A 19278-nucleotide genomic window follows, 5' to 3' on the forward strand; every position below is an offset into this window, starting at 1 on the left:
TTCACGAAAGGAGCAGCGGCAGGCTGCGCAGGCGCTTGCCCGTCAATGCGAACACGGCGTTGGCGACCGCTGGCGCAATCGGCGGCGTCCCCGGCTCGCCCACCCCCTCCGGCGGCTCCGCATTCCTGATCACGACCGTTTCCACATGCGGCGCCTGGTTCATTCGCAGGACCGGGTAGTCGTGGAAATTCTGCTGCTCCACCTTGCCGTCCTTGATCGTAATCTCGCCGAACAACGCAGCGCTCAGGCCAAAGACAACCGCGGATTCCATCTGCTGCGCAATGATGTTCGGATTGACGGCGATACCGCAATCGATGGCGCAGGTCACCTTATGCACCGTGATCTCCGCGCCTTGCACCGACACTTCAGCCACCTCGGCCACGATGGAGCCGAACGACTGGTGCAAGGCGATGCCGTGCGCGCGGCCACCCGCCGGTTTACCGGCCTTCGCAACGGCAGCATCGAGGACCGCGAGATGGCGCGGATGCTTCTTCAACAGGCTGCGCCGGAATTCGACCGGATCCTTGCCGGCTTCGTGGGCAAGCTCATCGATGAAGCTTTCCTTGAAAAACGCGTTATGCGAATGACCGACCGAGCGCCAGTAGCCGATCGGCACGGGCGTCGGTACCGTGACGTGCGCAATCTTTTGATGCGTGAATTCGTAAGGCATGTCGAAGGCGCCTTCCGCCGTGGTCTTGTCAGGACCGGCGCCGATGAGGCCGAAGGTGCGTTCCATCACCTGATGCGTGATGGCGCCGGAAGCGAGCTTGTTCTCGTAGGCGACAACATTGCCGCTGCCGTCGAGCGCCGCCGAGAAGCGCGCCAGCGCGGCCGGGCGGTAGAAATCGTGCGTAGTGTCTTCTTCCCTGCTCCAGATCACCTGCACGGGCAGTCCGCCGGCGTGCGCAGCAATGGCGACGCCCTGCGCAATCATGTCGATCTCGAGGCGCCGGCCGAGGCCGCAGCCAATGTAGGTGACGTTGACGGCCACATCCTCGGGCTTGACCTTCGCCACGCGGACAGCCGTGTCGGCCGCAATGCTCGGCACCTGGGTCGATGCCCACAGCGTCACCTTGCCGTCCTTGACCTGCGCGGTGCAATTGATCGGCTCCATCGTCGCATGCGCGAGGAATGGCGCGCGATATTCGGCCTTCAGCTGCTTGACGGCCTTCTTGCCCGGATCGGGCTCTCCTGCCTGGTGATAGGTGAAGCCCGATTCGCTGTCCAGGCGGGCAGCCAGCTCCTGGAAGACGGAAGCCGATGACAGTGCGGCGTTCGGTCCGGGGTTCCATGTCACGGGCAAGGCTGCGACCGCCTGCTTCGCCTGCCAGTAGGATTTGGCGATAACGGCCACGCCCGCCATGCCCGGCGCGGCACCGGAAAAGTCGACCACACGGATGACGCCCGGCATGCTTTTCACCGCATCGGCGTCGATCTTCTGGATGGTTCCGCCGATGGTCGGACTCATTTTCACCGCGGCGTACACCAGCCCCTCCGGTCGCGGGTCCAGGCCGTAGACGGCGGTGCCGTTCACTTTCGATGCCGAATCCCGGCGCGCCTGGGATGTGCCGATGAGTTTGAATTCTCCCGGCTCCTTCAGGCGGATGGCACCGGGAGTGCTGTGGACCGCCTTGGCGGCGAGTTCGCCGTAGGTCGCCTTTTTCCCGCTTCCATGGAGGACGGCACCGTCTTCCGTGCGGCACTGGTCCGCTGCGACGCCCCACTCCTTCGCCGCCGCTGCGATCAGCATGGCACGCGCGGTCGCGCCTGCCTCGCGCATGGGCCGCCACGCGTCCTTCACGGAGGACGAGCCGCCGGTAATCATCAGTCCGAACTCGCGAGCTGCCTTGCCAGTGAACCAAACGACGGCTTCCTTGAAGGTGCCCGCGCCGTCAGGATGGAACGGCAGGCCGTCCTGCAGCACGGCGATATTTCCGAAAATCTTGTCGATCGGCGCGCGCTCCAGCCTGACGAAAGACAGGGGAACGTCGAGCTCTTCCGCCACCAGCATCGGCAATGCCGTATAGACACCCTGTCCCATTTCGCACTGGGGCATGGCCACCGTCACGGTACCGTCGGTGGCCAGCTTGATCCAGCCGTTCAGGCGGACCTCGCCTTCCGAGGCTGGAAAGGGATTGGCGGGATGCAGGCGCTGGCGCGGCGGCATCATCCCCCAGCCGACAATAAGGGCGCCGGTGACGCCGAGGCCGCCAAGCAAAAAACGGCGGCGAGAAATATTCCTGGGCTTGTTCTTCGATTCGGCAGGCTGCATCGAGTCTCCGTATTTTGTTTTGTGTTTCCTGTGGCATCCTAGCCGACACCCGATTTACTTGTCTCGGTGCAGTGTCGAGCATTTACTCTATTAATTCCATAAAAGAACATGACCGAAAATTTTTTCCAGTCTTTCATCATCCTCCTGCTCGTCACCGACCCGTTCGGCAACGTGCCCCTGTTCGCCAGCGCGCTCGCCAACGTGCCGGCGGCACGGCGCGGCCGGGTCATCGTGCGCGAATGCGCGATCGCATTCGTGCTCCTGCTGCTGTTCATGTTTTTCGGACGCCACTTCCTGGCCGCGCTTCAGCTGAGCGACATCGCGTTGCGCATCGGCGGCGGCGTCATCCTTTTCCTGATCGCATTGCGGATGGTGTTTCCGCAACCGGGCGGCGTGTTCGGCGATGGTGAAGGCGACAGCGAACCCTTCATCGTGCCGCTGGCCATTCCTGCGCTGGCGGGGCCATCGGCACTGGTGACGGTGCTTCTGTTCTCGTCCAATTCGGCGAAGGAAACGGCATTGCACGTGGGCGTGCTGTCGCTGGTGGCGGTCATCTGGCTGATCGTGCTGTTGAGCGCGGAGCGGATGCAGCGCGTCCTCGGTCCGCGAGTCATGACCGCGTTCGAACGGCTGATGGGATTGATCCTGACGGCGATGGCGGTAGAAATGCTGCTGGCGGGCATCCGCGCCTATGTCAAATCACTTTCTTGATTTTTCTTTTATTTTCAAATAATTACAAACATAATTAAATGTAATTTGTTAGAAAAAGCTACAGGTAACCGCGAACCCAGTTTGCCAGTCCAGGCTCATCGAGCACGGCGGCACTGGCCTGCCAGATTACGTCGGCCGCCTCCTGCGGAGGAGCGTCCAGCCGCCAGTCGTTCAGGTACAGGAACAGGCCCATGGCCAGCAAGGCAACCCGCTCGTTGCCGGCCGCGAACGGACGATAGCGGAGTATGCCGCAGGCATAGGCTGCCGCGATGTCGGCAATGTCCACGGGCTTTGTGACGGCTTGATTGAGCGGGTGTGACAAGGCCGCTTCCAGCAGCGCATCGTCGCACAACACCGCCGAGGAGCCCTGGTCACCAAGGCTTTCCTCGTGCAGCAGCAGCAAGGCGTCGGGTTCGATGCAGAACAGGTTCATCCGGACAGCGCGCGCAGCGCCTCCTTGTAGTCTTCGATGAACGCCCTCCCCGCATCCACCTGCTCCTGGATCACGGGATGATTGGCGGACAGGATCAGGCCGTCGGCGGTTTCGGTCAGGTAGATCGTGCCACCGGATCCGCACTGGAGCTTGGCCAGTACCTCCCGCGGCAGTACCACCCCATAGCCTTCGCCGAGGGGGATCAGTTTCAGTGCATGCATGACGTCCCTGGATAAACGGGTCTTCAGTACATGTTAGTCAACGGCCCCCGGATAGCAACTAGACGGTCTTGTAGAAATAGAAGACCGTGAGAGTGAACCCGACCACGATGATGAAACGGCGCAGCCAGAGCGCGGGAATCTTGCGGGCGATGTGCGCGCCCCAGTAACCGCCGAGCGTCGCCGTGGCAAGCATGATCAGCGTGTATGGCCAGTCGACGGCGCCGGCGACCACGAAGGTCAATACTGTGACGCTGTAGATGATGGCCGACAGCAGGTTCTTGATGGCGTTGATTTCATGCACGTCGTCATGCCCCGCCATAGCGAGGCTGGCGAGCATGAGGATACCCATCCCGGCGCCGAAAAAGCCGCCATAGACCGACACAACCGCCTGGCCGGCCAGCGCCGTCGGCGTATTGCCCGGCTTGGCGGCTTCGGCACCGCGCAGCATGGCTGAGAGACGGCCGGAAAACGCAAACAGCACCGTTGCGAAGAGCAGCAGCCAGGGGATGAGCTTGGAGAACGTCGCATCCTTGGTGGCCAGGAGCAGCAGGCCGCCGCCGATGCCGCCGATGAAGGAGACGATGCCCATCGGAATGAGATAACGCTTGTAGCGCGCAAGCTCGGTCCGATAGGCCCAGGCACCGGACAGGCTGGCCGGCCACAGGGCGACCGAGTTGCTGGCGTTGGCCGCGACCGGGGGTACGCCTGCCGCCAGCAAGGCGGGAAACGAAAAGAATGTGCCGCCGCCGGCCACGGAATTCATCGCACCGGCGCAGAAGGCCGCGATGCCGACCAGGGCGATCTGCCATGTCGTCATTTCGCACTCCTCAGTTGCTGCACATAGCCCAGGAGCGCATTCATGTCCCTGCCGGTGGCGTCCGGCGTGACGCCGAGTTCTTCCAGCGGCGCATTCGCACGGTTGACCCAGAAGGTCGTGTAGCCGAACCAGGTCGCGCCGCATGCATCCCAGCAGTTGCTCGACACGAACAGGATATTCCGGGCCGACAGGCCGAACACGTCCGGCGCCAGCTGGTAAGCCTCCGGCGCCGTCTTGAACTTCTTCACGGCGTCGACCGACAGGATGTGGTGGAAGATGCCGCGCATGCCGTTGGCCTCGACCACGGCTTCCAGCATCTGCGGATTGCCGTTGGAGAGGATGGCCAGTTTCAGCCCCATCTCCTGCAACTGTTGCAGCACGCCGAGGTTTTCCGGGAAAGCCTGCAGTTTCGCGTACTGCCCCATCAGGCTGTTTTGCGCATCCAGGGTCAGGTCCAGTCCGAGCTTCTTGCAGCTGAAGACCAGCGCATCCTGCGTGACTTCCCAGAACGGCTTGTAGGTGGCGCACAGCGTGCGCAGCCGGGTGTACTCGATCTGCTTGTCACGCCACAACTCCGCCAGTGCCGCTCCCCGTTTCGGAAACAGCCTTTCGGCGAGCTCGCCAATGGAGTACACGTCGAAAAGCGTGCCGTAGGCGTCGAAGGCGATGGCTTGGATGGTCATGGATGCGGTTCGTGTTTCTGTGGAATCCGAGTATATGCAATCCAAATAGATATAAACAAAACTAAAAATCACTTTATTATTGCGTTTAAGTATCAGATCAAATATCGTCGGGACATGGACCAGTTCAAGCAGATTTCCACCTTCGTCGATGTCGCGGCCAAGGGCAGCCTGACGGCTGCCGCGCGGGCGGAAGGCATCGCGCCGGCCATGATCGGCCGCCGGCTGGATGCGCTGGAAGAACGCCTGGGTGTGAAGCTGCTGCAGCGGACCACGCGCAAGATCGCGCTGACCAACGAGGGCGTCGCCTTCCTGGAAGACTGCCAGCGCATCCTGGCGGAACTGGAGGAAGCCGAAACGGCGGTGTCCGAACGCAGCGCGCGGGCGAGCGGCCATCTGCTGATTTCCGCCCCGGCCGGTTTCGGCCGCCAGCACGTGGCGCCGCTCATCCCCTCCTTCCTCGCCCACCATGGGGACGTGAGCGTGACGCTCAACCTGAATGACCGTGTGGTCGATCTGATCGGCGAGGGCATCGACGTCGCGATCCGTATCGCCGCCTTGTCCGACTCCAGCCTGATCGGCGTGAAGCTGGCCGACAACAAGCGCGTGGTGGTCGCATCCCCTTCCTATATCAAAAGGCACGGCGCCCCCGGCTCTCTCGACGACCTCGCCCGGCACAACTGCCTGGCCATGAGCAGCGAAGGCAGCCAGCGCGGCTGGACCTTTCGGCAGAACGGCAAGAACGTGACGCTGAAAGTGACGGGCAACATGGTCTGCAATGACGGCGCCGTGCTGCACGACTGGGCGCTTTCCGGCAAGGGACTCGCTTGGCGTTCCATGTGGGAGGTCGGCAATGCGATCGAATCGGGGCAACTGATGACCGTGCTGGACGAGTTTGCCGCGCCCGGCAATGACATCTATGCCGTCTTTGCCCAGCGCCGCCACCTGCCCTTGCGCATCCGCGCGTTTGTGGACTTTCTCCGGCATGCCTACGCCCAGCCGGGTTACTGGCGCAAGTCCTGACCAGACGCATGCAAGTCTTTCACCCTTCGCTTGCATGCTTTTCACCCATCCCGGCCGGACCGCGTGACAGAATGCCTCACACTATTTCCACTAGGAAATCTATCCTGGGTCAATAACAACAAAAAAAGAAATATCCGCACAACAGTCGCAGGAAATTTCCAATTGGAAATAGATCGAATCGACCGAACCGCCATCTTTGGCGGAGTTCGCGTCGAGCCACATCGACATTCAGGAAAATTGAAGGAGATACCTATGAAAGCCTTGTTCAAGGGATTTGCAATGGTGGCACTTGCCGGTTTTGTCGCCTCTTCCGCCGTTGCGGCGGATCGTGGCACGGCAGAGGAAGCGTCCGCCCTGGTCAAGAAGGCCGTTGCCTACATCAAGGCCAACGGCAAGGAAAAGGCCGTCGCCGCCATCAACGACCCGAAGGGGCCGTTCGTCGATCGCGACCTGTATATCTTCGTGTACGACATGAAGGGCAACAACGTGGCGATCGGCAATGGCAACGCGTCCAAGATGAACGGCAAGAACATGCTGGAGATGCGCGATGCGGACGGCAAATACATCATCAAGGGATTCATCGACATCCTCAGCGCCAAGAACAGCGGCTGGTTCGACTACAAGTGGCCGAACCCCGTGACCAAGGCCGTCGAGGCGAAGTCGAGCTATGTGGAGAAGGTGGACGACCTGATCGTCGGCTCCGGCATTTACAAGCAGTAAGCAGGCATAATGACAAACGGCCACTTTCGGGTGGCCGTTTTTTTATGCGCTCAGAACTGGTAACCGATGCGCAAGGCGCCCCAGTGCTTGCCATTGACGAAGAGCGGGACGGACAGGTCCTTCATCACGGTGAAATTGCCGCCGCCCATGTCCCGGCGGTAGGTTTGCAGCAGGAAGGGCTTGCGGTTGTTGATCGCAGCCCATTCCGTACGCCCGACGAAGAAACGCCGGTTGCGTGAATTGGCCTGGTTCCAGACCGGATCGCCGCCCTGGGGTTTCGAGAACTTCCGGTTGTGCGTGGGGATATAGCCCTTGCGGTCGGTGGCGACACTGAAGACCACCTTGGGAGACAGGGTCAGCAGGTTCTCCAGCACCTCGGGCAAGACCTTGTCGCAGTATGGCGTGCACTTCGCCATGAACTGCTCGGGATTCGTTCCCGGAATCGGCTGGTAATGCTCATCGAACACGTCCGCCATCGACAGCGCGCCTTTGCGGATACCGTCCTCGAGCAGCGCCGCAATCCGCTTGGCAGCATCCAGCGCGGCTTCGATGAAGGGCGTATCTTCTGTCCGTACACCACTTTCCGCCGCCATTTCAATCAGGGATTCCGACAGCGACAGGAAGCTTTCGGTGCGCTTGCGCGCGTTCTGCAGCGCCGTTGCCGTACTGGCGACCTGCTCCGACAGGCCGTGCACGGAATCGAGCACGCCGGCGCAGCTGCTCAGGTTGTGTTGCGCCGCATCCGCGATGGCGGCCACGCCGCGTTCCACTTCGGAGACTGCCGCATCGAAAGTGTCGCTTTTTCCATCGCCCTTGTTCTGTCGGTTCTCCTTGGACTGGATATCGTCTGCGAGCGCCTTGATGCGCGCATCCAGCTGGGTGACGGTGCTCATGATGAGCTTGGAGGACTGCTCGACCTTGGCAGCGAGGTCGCGTACCGCATCGGCCACCACGGCAAAGCCGCGGCCGGCTTCACCCGCGCGCTTGGCCTCGACGGATGCATTGAAGGCCACGAGCCGGGTCTGCAGGGCGATCTGGGTGATTTCATTGGCGGCATCGGCAACCTCGGAAAGGTTGTCCGTTACCGCGATCACGCCCTGTCCGATCTGTTCGACGGTCTTGCGCGCGCGCCGGACAGACTCGGTGCTTGCCTTGGTCACTGCCTCGATCTCGTGGTTCGCCTTCACCATGGCGCCGATCTCGTCGGCGAGCGCCTTGAAGGTATCCGCCTGCTTGCCGCTCATGGCCGCCAGGTCGTCGATCAAGCCGTTGAGGTCGGCCGATTCTTTTCCGATGCCGGACGCACGCTGCGCGATGCCGCCCACGACACGTTCCAGGTCAACTGCCGGTGCTTCCTGACGGATTTCCGGCTCCTGCATTACCTTTCCGAATTTGAACATCATCCCCCCGATAGTTTTTTTGTATGTTTCGCAGGTGCATCGTACACCTTCAGTCGCGGGCGTGGAGGGGGAAGATGGAGTGAAAAGTTTTCCCAGGGGCGTTCGACTCTCATTTTTGCAACAGGCTCGAGCAGTTCAAGGGGACTGCGGCCTTGCAGACTAGCGGCTGCGCGAGATATTGGTACGCGCCGCATATTCGCGGCTTTTGTTGATGCGCCACCATTCGAGGAAACGGACGAACTCGCTGTTGAATTTCTCGGCCTTGAGGCGCTCGAACACGTTGCTGCAGAGATCCGCGTCGTCAAAGTCCAGCATTTGCCGGCTTCCCTTGAAGTCGCAGTCCCAGAAGATCTGCTCGACCTCAACAAGGGGCAAGTTCCCGAGGACGGTGGATGCCACAAGAGTCATTGCGGGTAGTATGCCTGCCATCGCTCCCCCGTTTCCGAAGAGCTCCCTGATGCAGAAGGTGCCTGCATCCAGTGTAGATGGTCCGCAGCAAGATGCGAAACCGGCAGCACAAAAAAAATGCCGTCCAGTGTTTCCACTGGACGGCATTCGATCAAACCTGATTCAGCTTACAGCGGCTGGATTGCCGATGCTTGCTTGCCCTTCGGGCCGGTCGTCACTTCGAAGGAAACACGCTGGTTTTCCTTGAGGGACTTGAAGCCGTTGGACTGGATCGCGGAGAAGTGCGCGAACAGATCTTCGCCGCCTTCATCCGGAGTGATGAAACCAAAACCCTTAGCATCGTTGAACCACTTGACAGTACCTGTTGCCATTACATTTCCTTTAAAACAGTTAAATGAGCTTGCGCCCGGTTGATTCCTTGAAGCCAGAAAGAAATGACAGACAAATACTGCACTACTAGTTCAAACTTCAATTGGAAGATGATTGTACTGCATATTCGAGAAAGCGGTGAATTATCTTAATCGCATGAATTCTCACTAATTCTCACTTTCATCTGCTGGCATGCTTGGTGCATGAAGGACAACAAATCCTGTTTCCCTCATCGCAATTCCATCATGCACGCAACCTCCACTTACGCTGATTCCCCAGACGAAAATCCTTCCCCGCCCTCCCCTCGACACCGCCCTGCTGAACTGAAAGTGGTACCGGGTGACAGGGCACTGCGAAAGACGCTGCACGAAACCTTCGGCATCAGCCACCTGCGGCCGGGCCAGCATGAAGTGATCGAGAGCGTCCTGCAGGGAAACAATACGCTGGCCATCATGCCGACCGGCGCAGGAAAATCGCTGTGCTACCAGTTGCCCGCACTGAAGCTGCCGGGTGTGACACTGGTCGTATCGCCCCTCATTTCACTCATGAAGGACCAGGCAGGAAAACTGGAAACCGCGGGCGTGGCCGCGGCAGAGGTCAACAGCACGCTCAGCACGCGTGAAGAAGAGTCGGTCCTCGAAATCATCAGGCAGGCTGATGCGGAGTTCATCTTCGCCACGCCGGAACGCCTGTCCGATCCCGACTTCCTTGCCACCATCCGTGAAAGCCGCGTGAGCCTGTTCGTGATTGACGAGGCGCACTGCATCTCTCATTGGGGACATGACTTCCGCCCCGCCTACCTGCATCTCGGTGCGGTCATCGAGGCGCTCGGCAATCCGACAGTGCTGGCGTTGACTGCAACGGCCACAGGCAATGTCATCGAAGACATCGGCAGGCAGCTTGGCCTGCCTGACATGCATGTCATAAATACCGGTATCTACCGGTCAAATCTGCATTACCGCGTCGTCACCGCCACCAGGGAACAGGAAAAACTTTCCCGCGCGCTCGCCTTGGCGCGCGAGGCGGAAGGTTCCGGCATTCTCTATACAGCAACCGTGAAGGCGGTCGAGGAAGTGCATGCGGCGCTGAAGGAAGCAGGCGAAAGCGTTACCTTCTATCATGGCCAGCTGTCGGCAAAGGTGCGCAGCCAGAACCAGGATGCCTTCATGAGCGGCGCCAGCCGGATCATGGTCGCCACCAATGCGTTCGGCATGGGCATCGACAAGCCGGACATCCGCTTTGTCATCCATTACCAGATCCCTGCAAACCTGGAGGCCTACTACCAGGAATCCGGCCGTGCGGGGCGCGATGGCAAGGATGCGGACTGCATCCTGCTCTTCCATGCCAAGGACAAGCAGGTACAGCAATTCTTCCTCGCGCGGCGCTATCCCGGCGCGGAAGACCTGGGCGCAGTGTACTCCGCGTTGCATGCCCTCTCCGCCGAACGGCAGGCAGTTTCCCTTGCGCAGCTGCAGGAGCAGCTTGAGCAGGTATCCGACACGCGGCTGCAAGTGGCGCTGAAGCTGATGAAGGATGGCGGCTTGCTCGATCAGGACGAGAACCTCGACTACCGTCTCATGCGCCTGCGCGTGAAGCCGAAGGAATTGAAGGAACTGGTCCATACCTATCGCGACAAGAGCGCGCGCGACCATGAGGCGCTGGACCGCCTGGTGTTCTATGCGCAGACCGGCTTTTGCCGATGGAAAGTCTTGCTGGAATATTTCGGCGAGCACGTGGACTGGTCTCACTGCGGCGTCTGCGACAATTGCCGGCGACCTCCTGCAGAGGCGCTCACTCCTGAGCATCCGCGCCGGCAAGTTGCACGTAGCGCCCGCGTTCCGGCAGCGTCTTCCTTGCAGGCGGGAACGACGGTCAAAGTCCCCAGGTATGGAGAAGGACAGGTGCTCGCCACCGAGGGCGACAAGGTCACTATCCGTTTTCCGGACAGCAGCAAGCGGACATTTCTCCGCGCCTATGTCAACCCGGCTTGATCAGGAGCGAACAGGAGAAAACGCCTGCGCATCCTCATGCAGAAGGCGTTCGAACAACTCCGGTGGAACCGGCTTGCTGAAATAGAAGCCCTGCATTTCTCTGCAGCCGTGGCTTTGCAGGTATGCAAGCTGCTCATGCGTCTCCACGCCTTCCGCAATGACGTGGCGGCGGAGGTTGTGCGCAAGGGAAATGATCGAGGCCACAATCGCCGCATCGTCCGGCGTATGGGTGATGTCGCGCACGAAGGACTGATCGATCTTGAGCGCATCGATGGGCAGGCGCTTGAGATAGGACAGGCTGGAATGTCCGGTGCCGAAATCATCGAGCGAGAGCTGCACCCCCAGCGTCTTGAGTTCGCCAAGCACGCCGATGGCGCGCTCGACGTCGGTCATCACGAGGCTTTCGGTCAATTCCAGTTCGAGCAAATGCGGCGGCAAGCCGGTCTCCTGCAGCGTACCGGCGACCATGGGCACAAGGTCGTGCTGCGCGAACTGGCGCGCCGACAGGTTGACCGCGACGCGCAGCGCGCCAAGCCCCATGCGTTGCCACGCAGCGGCCTGGACGCAGGCCGTGCGCAGCACCCACTCGCCGATGGGCACGATGAGACCGGTCTCTTCGGCCAGTCCGATGAAGCGCAAGGGCGGGATCATTCCCAGCGAAGGATGCTGCCAGCGGATCAATGCTTCCATGCCGACGGTACGTCCGGTGTCCAGGTCGATCTGCGGCTGGTAGTGCAGCACGAACTCGCCGCGCTCCAGCGCGCTGCGCAGGTCGCCCTCGATGCGCAGGCGTTCGAGCAGGCGCTCGTTCATCGCCGCCGTGTAGAACTGGAAGTTGTTGCGGCCGCTTTCCTTCGCGCGGTACATCGCGATGTCGGCGTTCTTGATCAGGGTTTCGGGGGCGTCGCCGTCGGATGGATAGACCACCACGCCGATGCTGCAGCCGAGGAAGAATTCATGGCCTTCGACCACAAGCGGCTCGGCGACAGCATCCATGATGCGCTGGACAACACTGGTGGAGAGGGTTTCGTCGATGCGTTCGGGCAGCACGAGCACGAACTCATCGCCGCCGAGCCGCGCGACGGTATCGGTCTCGCGCACCGCCGCCTCCAGCCGCGCCGCAACCGTCCTGAGCACGGTGTCGCCAGCCTTGTGACCGAGGCTGTCGTTGACGAACTTGAAGCGGTCGAGGTCAAGGAACAGGACCCACACCGAATAACAGTAGCGTGACGCATACGCGATCGCCTGGTTCAACCGGTCCTGCAGCAGCGCCCGGTTAGACAGGCCGGTCAGGATATCGTGGCCCGCGTGGTATTCAAGCTGCTGCGCATACTGGCGCCGCGCGGCCTCGGCACGCAGCGCGGCAATGCCGTAGGCAAGGTTGTCGGCCAGTTCTTCCGCGACCTTGACTTCGTTGGGACCGAAGGCGTTCGCCTCGTGGGAATAAAGCGTCAGCGCGCCGAGGATGGCATTTCCGGCCTTCAGCGGCAGCGACATCGCGGAGACGATCCTGTAGCGAACCATGAAATCGCGCCATGGCGCATGGACGGCGCCGGTCTGCATGTCATGCACAACCGCCGCCCTTCCCTCGCGGATGGCCGTGCCGGTGACGCCCCTGGCGGTCACTTCGTCACCCCAGGTCACGTGGTTGATGGTCGAGACCAGCGCCCCTTCTTCCATCTCGGCAAGTGCGGCAGGCCGTACGATCCGGGTTGCCCCCTCTTCGGCATACCCGACCCATGCAAACGGAAAACCGCTGATGTCGCGGAAGATGCGGCAGACTTCGGTCAGCAGCGCGGTTTCATCGGTGGCGCGCACCAGCGCCTGGTTGCAGGCGCTCAGCACGCGCAGCGCGAGGTCGAGCCGCTTGCGCTCGGAGATATCGAGCATGATGCCGATGGTCGCGTTCTCGCCGTCGATCGGCATCGTGGAGCCGAACACCTCGACGTCGAACAGCGAACCGTCCTTGCGGCGCGCCTGCCTCTCGTAGTGCACTTCGGTGATTTCGCCGCGCAGACGCTTGCGCACGTTTTCCTCGACGATATCGCGGTCGCTGTCGACGACGAGGTCGTAGACCTTCACCGAGGACGCCATTTCCTCCGGCGTGTAACCGAACATCTGCGCCATCTTCGGATTGACGAAACGAAAACCGCCATGCTGCGCGATGTAAACGCCGACCACCGAGTTTTCGGCAAAGCCGCGGAACATGGATTCGGCCTGCTGCAGGCTCAACCGCTCCTGTTCGATGTTGCGGATCAGTTCGCCGATATGGCGTGCGGAATCGTTGAATCGCCCTGCCAGCAGGCCGATCTCGTCGTTGGAACGGCATTCGACGCTCACGCAGTAGTTGCCCGCGGCGAGTTCGCCGCTGCTCTGCGCCAGCTCGCGCAGGGGCTGGACGATGCGCTTGCGCACCAGCACGAAGACAGCCAGCAGGACCAGCACATCCATCAGGAGCAGCGCGTACATCTTTCGCAAGGCGCGCTCCTGCGCCTGCTGTGCTTCCAGGGTCAGCGAAGCGACCAGCGCCTCCGCATCCGCGAGCAGGCGGGATGCGCCTTCGGTGATCTGCGCGGCGGCCCCCTCGACGCCGGGCCCGCGTGCGGCAAGCGCAGCCGTTACCTGCGCGCGATAGCGCGTCCAGTCCGTGCGTGCCGCTTCGAGAAGAGGAAGATGGGCGGGAGACAGCTTGCCGATCTGATAACCGAATACATCCCCGCCGTTCGCCAGCGCCGTCAGGGCAGTATCGAAATCGGCCAGCGCGGCATCGACGTCAGCACTCCCCGGCCGAGGCAGCTGGATGGCCTTGCTTGCCTCGAATGCAATCTTCTGGCTCAGCATACGCAGCTTGCCGGCCACATTGACTGTCTCGGCCACGCCATTGACGTCATTGAGCATGGCGCGCACGACCGCCAGGTTGGCGATGGCGAACACCAGGATAACCGAGAAGACCGCTGCGATCTTTCTGCTGATTGAGGTTCCCGCCATGTCCTTCTCCATGCTGGCGCGAGACGGATGCAGAGCCAGCTCGTCGAACATCATGTCCCCGATTTTGTAATGTTTTACCACCAGTATGACTGGTTTCCAGGAGAAAACAAATTGCCGTCAGGAACTAGTCTGTTTTCCGTAGCCGGCAGGCCCCGATACGCATTAATGACTACCTTGCCGCCTTGCGGATGCGCTTGGTGTCGAACATGCGCTTGTCCGCGATCTTCAGCAACGCGTCGACATCCTCGCCATCCTCCGGGAACAACGCCCAGCCGATGGATACGCCGACGCTGGCCTTGCCGTGGTCCAGCTGGACCGGCTGTTCGACGATGCGGCGGATCTTTTCCTCCATCGCGATGACGTCGCCCACATCCGTCACCCCCTTGAGCAGCACGACGAATTCGTCACCGCCGTAGCGCGCCACGACATCGGTGACCCGCACCGAATCCTTGAGCCGGCCGGCGACCGCCACCAGCATCCTGTCGCCGGCGCCATGGCCGTACTGGTCGTTGATTTTCTTGAAATGGTCGAGGTCGATGAAGAGCAAGGCAAAATTCGGCCGGTCGCCGGACTTCTGCTCCAGCTGCCGGCGCAGCGAAGCGATCTGCGCGATCAGGGAGGACCGGTTGAAGACGGCGGTCAGCTTGTCGATGCGCAGGTTGTATTCCATTTCCGAAAAACTCAGCGCCAGCTGGCCGATTTCGTCGCGGCGGCGGATGTCGAGCGAGGGCAAGGGTTCGCCGTCGCCGATCTTCTTCGCCGCATCGGTCAGCGCACGGATGTCGCGCAAGACGCGGTTGAGGATGGACAGCCCCAGGACCAGTGCAATCATCATACACAGGGTAGCGATGCCCATGCCCTGGACGAAGCTGCTGGTGACCCCGCGCATGAAGTCGGACCTTGGCACCACCACCACGGTCGTCCAGTCGAGGCCGAACGGGCGTCCTGTACGGCTGGCGGCGATGTCGAGCGCACCGGAGTCGGTGCCGAATTCAAGCGACAGCGGCTCGGACGGATTGGGCGCCGCCTTCTTCCATTCCTGCACCTTGGCGTACGCCTCGCGAATCAGCGGCGAGTCCATTTCATCCACTCGCAGGCGTACAGGCGTGGCATCGACCATCCTGAACGGCAGCTCTTCACCCGAAGTCGCGATCACGTAACCTTCCCCGTCCATCACGAAAGCCACGCCGTTGGCGCTGACCTTCGTCGAACGCAATACATCCGTCAGTACCTTGAGAGTGACATCGGTCGCGATCACGCCAACCAAGCTGCGGTCCGGCCCGTATGCCGCGCGGGCCAGCGTGATCGTCGGCTCCCTTGAGGTGAAATCGTTGTAGACCGGCGACCAGACCGGTCCCGATTTGTTTGCGGCGACGCCGTACCATGCGCGCCGCCGTGGATCGAAATCATCCGTGCGCAGGAGCCGTCCGCGATCGCCCGGACCATGGACGGAATAGACGTGGCGCGCCGATGCGCCGGGTTCACGCAGGTAGAACTCGACAAAATCCTTGTTGACGCGATTGATCCCGATGAAACTGCCGTCCGCTCCCCCGAAATACACGTAGTTGCTGACGTCCACGTACAGGCCGCTGGCGAGCCAAAGCTTCTCCTCCAGGGACGCAGGATGCGCGATGAACGGCTGGGGACGGGGCAGCATGGCGGGATCGGGATCGACCGCGTTGAGTGCCGTCATGGCGCCTGCCAGGTGCTGTTCCGTGGCGCCGCCGATGCGGTCTGCCATGTCGGTCAGGACCCGGCGTGAAAGCGTGCCGACAGCCTCCTCGCCCGCCTGGTATGACACCCAGGCGATGGCAGCGGAGACGAATAGCACAAGAAGCACATACGGCAGCACAAGCTGCCGGCGCAATGAAGAATTGTTCATGAGCCCTCGAATAACCGAGGCCATGGGGCGCGGCTCCGGTCGCGTTTTATCTTCTTTTTCGCGCCATTATATATCTTTACAGCAATCAATTTCCTTGGATCAACAACGACTGGAACGGGCTGGAACACCCCAATACCCGTATTGAAATAAACATATCGTCATTGAGATTTATCAAACTCACATCAGGCACTTAACACTGTCTGGTTTCTCCAATTAGCCGAGAACGCAATATTGGAGCCCGTTCAACCATGCGATATGAGTGGAAATGGGTTCTACAACTATATTTTCTTGAGAGGAACCAACATGAAATACTCAGTATTGCTCGCGGCGCTTGTCGCCACTTTGACACTGGGCGCATGCAACAAGGATCCGGGCAGTGCTGGTGCTGGAGCCGGCAGCACGGGTACGGCCGGAACACCCCCAAGCGGCAGCTCCAGCAGCACGGCAGGCAGTCCCGGCGCCACCGGAGGCTCGACGGCAGGAACGACCGGCAGCACGACGGACAGCACCGGCGGCGCAGGCAGCTCGTCCTCCAGCGCAGGCGCGGGCAGCGCCACGGGATCGACCGGAACGACGCCGGGTAGTGCAGGCAGCACGGACAGCACCGCTTCCGGCGGCAGCACTACGGGCGGCACAGCCAGCACCCCGGGTTCCACCACGGGTGGTACCAGCGGCGGAACGGCCGGCGGAACCGGCAGCAGCGCAGGCGGTTCCAGTGGCGCTACCGGCGGCACAAGCGGCTCGACCGACAGCTCCACCGGCGGCACGAGCAGCACGATGCCAGGCAGCAGTAGCAGCACGACACCGCCGGCTTCGGGCTCCAAGTAAGCGCCATCCAGACAGACAATCAGGTAACGTGGTGTCGGCAGTACAACCGGTGGATTGCCGGTTGTACTGCTTTTTTATTGGCACGCGCAGGCCGTTGCCATCATGCTGCGCCGGGAATCACGTCCCTCCCCGCAGCTTCACCGGCTCGACCCGCAACTCTCCGCGCAGCATCGGCCTGACCAGGATCTTGTAGGTATCGACGTCAAAGGTTCGCCTTGCCGGCAGCCGGATCGGCGACGAACCTTTTACATGATCGATCGACCCGATGTAGAACCAGCGGTCGATCACATGCGTCTGCTTCCATCCGTCGCACTCTTCCACGATGCCCATCGGGCCGGGATAAGGCCAGGCGACGATACGCATCTCTTCCAGTGCCGCGCGCAGCCTGAAGTAATGGACCTCGGGGGATTCTTCGCCGGTGCAGGCGCCGAGACAGCGCGCGATCTGCCGCGCAAAGCAGGCGCGTCCGCGCACAACGGTTTCCAGTCCCGACATTGCGGGGCACAGGCGTTCCGTCTCGACGATCAGCCGCAGCCGTTCCAGCGCCGCCTTGCGTGTGGCGAACAGGCCGTAGAGATCGGCCGTGATTGCGAAGTCATGGTCGCGCGCATAGACGATTTCGGGCACCGCAGTCGCTTCCTGGCCGAGGCGCAGCGTACACATCTCGCGCGTGCGGCGCAGTTTCTTGTTGTGCAGCGGCTGCATCTCCTTGATCAGGCGCGACTCCAGCAGCAAGGCGCCGATTTCGCCGGCGGTGCGGCGGAATTCGACATGACGGCTGGCCTGCAGCATGCGCGCCTCTTCCGGCGTGCGCAGGTGCGACAGCACGCGGCTGCGGATGTTGACGCTCTTGCCGATGTACAGCGGCCGTTCCTGCTGGTCGCGGAAGATGTAGATGCCAGGCTTGGGCGGCAATGCATCGAGGCTGCCGCGGTCGATGTGATCGGGGTAAGTGAAACGTTCGGCCGGGTCGGGTTTGACCAGGAGCCCGACGGAGGTAATGCGGGATTGCATGAAAGGCAAAAAGGGTTGTGATGCAATTAAACGAATCGCTATTCGGATTGCGCTGTATATTTGCACGGCGCAGCGGCGATGACTATCTTGCTCGGAAGAAGAACTAAGAGATCGGATGTCCCTGTTAGTTTCCTCCATCGCATTGGCCCGCCGCTAACCGCAACAGCAGCAATCATCGCCCCGGAGTCCGGAAGGCTGGCGAAGAAGCACTTCCCTGTGTATTATCGCCCGCGCAATTTTGTCTTCGAATCGGAAAAAAATGAGATTCATTCATGCGGCGGACATCCACCTGGACAGTCCCCTGACCGGCCTGAGCGCCTATCCGGATGCGCCCGCGCAGATGCTGCGCAGCGCCACCCGCGATGCTTTTACCAACCTGATCAATGAAGCGATCGAGCTGCAGGTTGATTTCATGGTCATCGCCGGCGACCTCTATGACGGCGGTTGGAAGGACCATAACACCGGCATCTATTTTTGCCGCGAAATGGGACGGCTGAAGAAGGCCGGTATCAAGGCATATGTCAAGTTCGGCAACCACGATGCCGAAAGCGAGATGACCAAGAAGCTGGTCCTGCCTGACAACGTGCATACCTTTGAATCCCGCAAGGCGCACACTTTCGTCATCGAGGACCTGAAGGTCGCGCTGCACGGGCGCAGCTTCAAGGATGCCGCGACCACCGAAAACCTGGCGCAGACCTATCCCGATCCGTTGCCGGGCATGTTCAACATCGGCGTGCTGCACACCGCCCTCGGCGTGCAGTCCACGCATGCCAACTACGCCCCCTGCTCCATCGATGAACTGCACGCGAAAGGCTATCAGTACTGGGCGCTGGGCCATGTGCATGAATACCAGATGTGGCAGGGGCCTTCGACGATTGTATTTCCGGGCAACCTGCAGGGGCGTCATATTCGCGAAACCGGCCCGCGCGGCGCCGTGCTCGTCACCGCGGACGAGACCGGCGTGCAGAAGGTCGAACGGATCTTCGTCGATGTACTGCGCTGGCATCACCTGAATGTCGATGCGAGCGGATGCGTTTCCATGGCGGACGTCGTGCACGCGATAAACAAGGAACTGGAAGCGGTCGTTGAAAGCAGTCCTTCCAATATGCCGTCCGCCGTCAGGATCACCATCACGGGCAAAACGCCCGTGCATGGCGAATTGTTCGGCATGGAAGCGCAGTTGCGGGCGGAAGTGCTGGCGTCCGCCGCCGCGATCGCTCCCGAGCGCCTGTGGATCGAAAAAGTGAAGACCGGCACGACGGCATCGGATGAAACGGATGCGATCCGGGCGCGCGGCGATGCGCTGGCCGACCTCCAGGAATTGTTCGAAGAAGCGCAAACCGACCCGGAATTCCTCGCCAGCCTGAAGGACGACCTGATGGGGCTGGTATCCAAGTCGCCCCTGGAACTTCAGAACGCCGTCCCCTGCTTCAAGGATATCCGCAACGGCGACCTCTCCGGGCTGGTGGGCGAAATACGTCCCGGCCTCGTGTCACAACTCGCCCGGATGGAGTAAGCAGC

General features: G+C 61.3%; 17 protein-coding genes. 5 read left to right on the forward strand and 12 right to left on the reverse strand.

The window, feature by feature from the left end:
- Position 1 precedes the first annotated feature (1 nt).
- On the reverse strand, positions 2-2272 hold the full coding sequence (locus tag AC3WOY_RS01365) for a xanthine dehydrogenase family protein molybdopterin-binding subunit (RefSeq protein WP_492420557.1): 2271 nt from the start codon (positions 2270-2272) through the stop codon (positions 2-4).
- Positions 2273-2380: 108 nt separating this feature from the next.
- On the opposite strand from AC3WOY_RS01365, the gene AC3WOY_RS01370 reads away from it, so the two are divergent.
- The gene (locus tag AC3WOY_RS01370; protein WP_492420559.1) at positions 2381-2983 is read left to right on the forward strand and encodes a MarC family protein; all 603 of its coding nucleotides are present in this window, start codon (positions 2381-2383) and stop codon (positions 2981-2983) included.
- A gap of 58 nt (positions 2984-3041) precedes the next feature.
- On the opposite strand, the gene AC3WOY_RS01375 is transcribed toward AC3WOY_RS01370, so the two are convergent.
- Genes AC3WOY_RS01375 through AC3WOY_RS01390 form a run of 4 tightly spaced genes read right to left on the reverse strand, consistent with a single transcriptional unit; the run spans position 3042 to position 5137 of the window.
- Positions 3042-3416, reverse strand: a complete 375-nt coding sequence (locus tag AC3WOY_RS01375; RefSeq protein WP_492420561.1) for a Fic family protein — start codon at positions 3414-3416, stop codon at positions 3042-3044.
- A complete protein-coding gene (locus tag AC3WOY_RS01380) occupies positions 3413-3637 on the reverse strand; it encodes an AbrB/MazE/SpoVT family DNA-binding domain-containing protein (protein WP_492420563.1) in 225 nt (74 codons plus the stop codon). Before AC3WOY_RS01380 ends, AC3WOY_RS01375 begins: the two co-directional genes overlap by 4 nt.
- 58 nt (positions 3638-3695) lie before the next feature.
- The gene (locus AC3WOY_RS01385; protein ID WP_492420564.1) at positions 3696-4454 is read right to left on the reverse strand and encodes a sulfite exporter TauE/SafE family protein; all 759 of its coding nucleotides are present in this window, start codon (positions 4452-4454) and stop codon (positions 3696-3698) included.
- Complete coding sequence (locus AC3WOY_RS01390) at positions 4451-5137, reverse strand: haloacid dehalogenase type II (RefSeq protein ID WP_492420566.1); 687 nt, start codon at positions 5135-5137, stop codon at positions 4451-4453. The genes AC3WOY_RS01385 and AC3WOY_RS01390 overlap by 4 nt, the downstream gene beginning before the upstream one ends.
- A 114-nt stretch (positions 5138-5251) precedes the next feature.
- Here AC3WOY_RS01390 and AC3WOY_RS01395 point away from each other — a divergent pair, with 114 nt between their 5' ends.
- On the forward strand, positions 5252-6157 hold the full coding sequence (locus tag AC3WOY_RS01395; protein ID WP_492420568.1) for a LysR family transcriptional regulator: 906 nt from the start codon (positions 5252-5254) through the stop codon (positions 6155-6157).
- Between the two features lie 252 nt (positions 6158-6409).
- Complete coding sequence (locus AC3WOY_RS01400) at positions 6410-6877, forward strand: cache domain-containing protein (protein WP_492420569.1); 468 nt, start codon at positions 6410-6412, stop codon at positions 6875-6877.
- 50 nt (positions 6878-6927) lie between these two features.
- On the opposite strand, the gene AC3WOY_RS01405 is transcribed toward AC3WOY_RS01400, so the two are convergent.
- The 3 genes from AC3WOY_RS01405 to AC3WOY_RS01415 all read right to left on the reverse strand — a co-directional run bounded on the left by AC3WOY_RS01405 (position 6928) and on the right by AC3WOY_RS01415 (position 9056).
- Positions 6928-8256 (reverse strand): methyl-accepting chemotaxis protein, encoded by a 1329-nt coding sequence (locus AC3WOY_RS01405; RefSeq protein WP_492420571.1) that lies wholly within the window; start codon positions 8254-8256, stop codon positions 6928-6930.
- Between the two features lie 180 nt (positions 8257-8436).
- Entirely contained in the window at positions 8437-8685 is a 249-nt protein-coding gene (locus AC3WOY_RS01410; RefSeq protein WP_492420573.1) for a hypothetical protein, read from the reverse strand.
- A 167-nt stretch (positions 8686-8852) separates the two neighbouring features.
- Positions 8853-9056 carry a cold-shock protein gene (locus tag AC3WOY_RS01415; protein WP_088707577.1) on the reverse strand — a complete coding sequence of 68 codons (204 nt, stop codon included), beginning with the start codon at positions 9054-9056 and terminating at the stop codon, positions 8853-8855.
- Between the two features lie 243 nt (positions 9057-9299).
- On the opposite strand from AC3WOY_RS01415, the gene AC3WOY_RS01420 reads away from it, so the two are divergent.
- Positions 9300-11045 (forward strand): RecQ family ATP-dependent DNA helicase, encoded by a 1746-nt coding sequence (locus AC3WOY_RS01420; RefSeq protein ID WP_492420575.1) that lies wholly within the window; start codon positions 9300-9302, stop codon positions 11043-11045.
- Here AC3WOY_RS01420 and AC3WOY_RS01425 read toward each other — a convergent pair whose 3' ends face one another.
- From AC3WOY_RS01425 to AC3WOY_RS01440, 4 genes are all read right to left on the reverse strand, one after another.
- Positions 11046-14033 (reverse strand): EAL domain-containing protein, encoded by a 2988-nt coding sequence (locus AC3WOY_RS01425; RefSeq protein WP_492420577.1) that lies wholly within the window; start codon positions 14031-14033, stop codon positions 11046-11048.
- 169 nt (positions 14034-14202) lie between these two features.
- On the reverse strand, positions 14203-15915 hold the full coding sequence (locus AC3WOY_RS01430) for a diguanylate cyclase (RefSeq protein ID WP_492420579.1): 1713 nt from the start codon (positions 15913-15915) through the stop codon (positions 14203-14205).
- 278 nt (positions 15916-16193) lie between these two features.
- A complete protein-coding gene (locus tag AC3WOY_RS01435) occupies positions 16194-16739 on the reverse strand; it encodes a hypothetical protein (protein ID WP_492420581.1) in 546 nt (181 codons plus the stop codon).
- A 121-nt stretch (positions 16740-16860) separates the two neighbouring features.
- Positions 16861-17757 (reverse strand): endonuclease, encoded by an 897-nt coding sequence (locus AC3WOY_RS01440; protein WP_492420583.1) that lies wholly within the window; start codon positions 17755-17757, stop codon positions 16861-16863.
- A 259-nt stretch (positions 17758-18016) separates the two neighbouring features.
- Between AC3WOY_RS01440 and AC3WOY_RS01445 the strand changes: the two genes are divergently transcribed.
- The gene (locus tag AC3WOY_RS01445; RefSeq protein ID WP_492420585.1) at positions 18017-19273 is read left to right on the forward strand and encodes a metallophosphoesterase family protein; all 1257 of its coding nucleotides are present in this window, start codon (positions 18017-18019) and stop codon (positions 19271-19273) included.
- Positions 19274-19278: the final 5 nt, after the last annotated feature.

The sequence above is a fragment of the Noviherbaspirillum sp. FW303-A3 genome (assembly GCF_058788695.1).